Annotated in this window: 4 protein-coding genes; all 4 read left to right on the top strand. The window is 33.3% G+C overall.

From position 1 onward, the window contains the following. Positions 1-34 precede the first annotated feature (34 nt). A complete protein-coding gene (gene lptC, locus A9G30_RS06060; protein WP_065588374.1) occupies positions 35-598 on the top strand; it encodes an LPS export ABC transporter periplasmic protein LptC in 564 nt (187 codons plus the stop codon). Between the two features lie 3 nt (positions 599-601). Continuing rightward, positions 602-1,144, top strand: a complete 543-nt coding sequence (gene lptA / locus A9G30_RS06055; RefSeq protein WP_081295735.1) for a lipopolysaccharide transport periplasmic protein LptA — start codon at positions 602-604, stop codon at positions 1,142-1,144. A 1-nt stretch (position 1,145) separates the two neighbouring features. Then, positions 1,146-1,871 (top strand): LPS export ABC transporter ATP-binding protein, encoded by a 726-nt coding sequence (gene lptB, locus A9G30_RS06050; RefSeq protein ID WP_065567756.1) that lies wholly within the window; start codon positions 1,146-1,148, stop codon positions 1,869-1,871. Then, the coding region (locus A9G30_RS06045) for an RNA polymerase factor sigma-54 (RefSeq protein ID WP_218057735.1) at positions 1,868-2,599 on the top strand (732 nt) is incomplete at its 3' end. The genes lptB and A9G30_RS06045, both read left to right, overlap by 4 nt.

The following is a 2,599-nucleotide window of genomic DNA, read 5'->3' as shown; positions in this document are numbered from 1 at the left end:
TAATAATTTCTTATTAATGTGATTAACATATGTTATGAATAAAAAAAATCTGATCTGTTTTTTACTTCTCGTCATTGTTATTGGTGCTTATTACAATTATCAAAAAGGAGATGAGGCAATAAGCCAATCAGCTAAAAATACATCAGATAAGCCGATTTATCAAAGTGATGACATGTTAACAGATATTTACGACTTATCTGGCGAACTTGTATATAAAATCGAATCAAGCAATGTTAGATATTTTGATGATGCCGGTAAAACAGCATTTGATTTGCCTAATTTGACTCTTTATGATCAAAATCATGTCGCTACATGGCATATAAAAGCGAAGAAAGCAGAGCTGACTAATGATAAACTTCTTTACCTTTATACTGATGTGCAGTTAGATAATTTGACACAAGAAGCCCAATTAAAACAAGTAAAAACAGATAATGCAGTGGTTGATTTAACTTCACAGATAGTGACATCAAAAGATCCTGTCATTATTAATGGGGTGGGATTTTATTCAACAGGTGTTGGGTTAGCTGGGGATTTACATGCAAAAACAGCTAATATACTTGAAAATGTAAAAACATATTATAATACTGAGGCAAAATAAAATATGAGTTCGCTAAAACAAGTTGTTTTTTCATTAATTTTATTGCTACCTATCTCTTTAAGTAGTTTTGCAAATGAATCTATTACGCAATCAGAAAGTTCAAAAATTTTTGCCGATAACAAACCTGTTGCGATTGATGCTGATAATCAGCAGATTGATATTGAAAATAATAAGATTACATTTATTGGTAACGTTGTTATTGTTCAAGATGGTTTAACGATAAAAGCTGATAAAGTTGTAATCACTGATATGCAAAACGCAGAAAAACAAAAAATCACGGCTTATGGTAATCCTGTAAGTTATAAGCAAATTTTACCGAAAAAAAATAAGATCGTAACAGGGCAGTCAGCGCAAGTAATTTATAATGTAAAACAAAATAATATTGTGCTACAAGGTCATGCCGAATTATTTCAACAAGATAATCATATTGTTAGTGATCTGATTACTTATGATATTAAAAAACAGCAAATATTTGCTCAACCAGGTAAAAATAGACGGGTAAAAAGCACTATCATCCCAAGCCAAGTTAAAGAGATGAACAAATAAAATGTCAATTTTAAAAGCGGAAAATTTAGCTAAAGTATACAAAAAACGACGTGTAGTTGAAGATGTGAGCTTAACTGTTAATTCTGGCGAAATTGTTGGGCTATTAGGACCAAATGGTGCCGGTAAAACGACGACGTTCTATATGGTGGTTGGTATTGTGACCTTAAATGCAGGAAAAATCTATCTTGATGATCATGATATTAGCATTTTACCGTTACACGAACGAGCACAAAAAGGGATTGGCTATTTACCGCAAGAAGCCTCAATTTTTAGAAAATTGTCTGTAATTGATAACATTATGGCAATTTTAGAAACACGGAAAGATATTGATAAAAAAGAAAAAATAGACCGTGCTGAAGAATTACTTGAAGAGTTTCATATTACCCATATCCGTGACAGCATAGGGCAATCGCTATCTGGAGGTGAAAGGCGCCGAGTTGAAATAGCAAGGGCATTAGCCGCTAATCCTAAATTTATTTTGCTTGATGAACCTTTTGCTGGAGTGGATCCGATTTCGGTAATAGATATTAAAAATATCATCAAGCATTTACGTGATCGTGGGCTGGGCGTTTTAATAACTGACCATAATGTTCGTGAAACACTAGATGTTTGTGAGCGAGCTTATATTGTTAGTAAAGGTCATTTAATTGCAGAAGGTACACCGAGTAGCATTTTAAGTAACGAAGATGTAAAACGTGTTTACTTAGGAAATGAGTTCAGATTATGAGCAAACCCAGTTTACAACTGAATGTCTCTCAACAATTATCTATGACGCCACAATTACAATTGGCGATCCGATTATTGCAGTTGTCAACTTTAGAATTACAGCAAGAAATTCAAACTGAACTTGAAAATAATCCATTACTGGAAATTGCCGATCAATATGATGAAATTAGCGTTAAACAAAATGATGAAATTGAACATATTGATACGCGTGAAGCCTTAGATAGCCAAGAAATTCCTGACAATATTCCACTTGATGCATCTTTAGATGATATTTATACCGCAGGGACCCCATCTGGTACTAATTCCGATTATCGCAATGATGAATTGCCTATTTATCAGGGCGAAACCCACGAAACGCTACATGATTATTTAGAGTGGCAACTTGAGCTAACTCCTTTTAGTGAAATTGATCGGGCGATTGCCGTTTCCCTTATTGAAGCTATTGATGAACGAGGCTATTTAACTGTTTCAACTGAAGAAATACTTGAAGAACAAGGTAATGATGAAATTGAATTAGCTGAAGTTGAAGCCGTATTAAAAAGAATATGGAATTTTGATCCCATTGGTGTTGGTGCAAGAACATTGCAGGAGTGTTTGTCTATTCAAACTCAACATTTAGTGTCGCCACCACTTGTTAAATTAATTATTGATAATTATTTAGATTTATTAGCAAATCGTGATTATAGAACGTTAAAAAAAGTATTAAATGCTAACGATGAGCAGTTAAAA

Source organism: Gilliamella sp. Fer4-1 (assembly GCF_001690515.1).
In the GTDB taxonomy this organism is placed as follows: Bacteria; Pseudomonadota; Gammaproteobacteria; order Enterobacterales; family Orbaceae; genus Gilliamella; species Gilliamella apicola_C.
The sequence above is the reverse complement of the archived record's forward strand: the minus strand, read 5'-3'. Positions and strand labels throughout refer to the sequence as shown.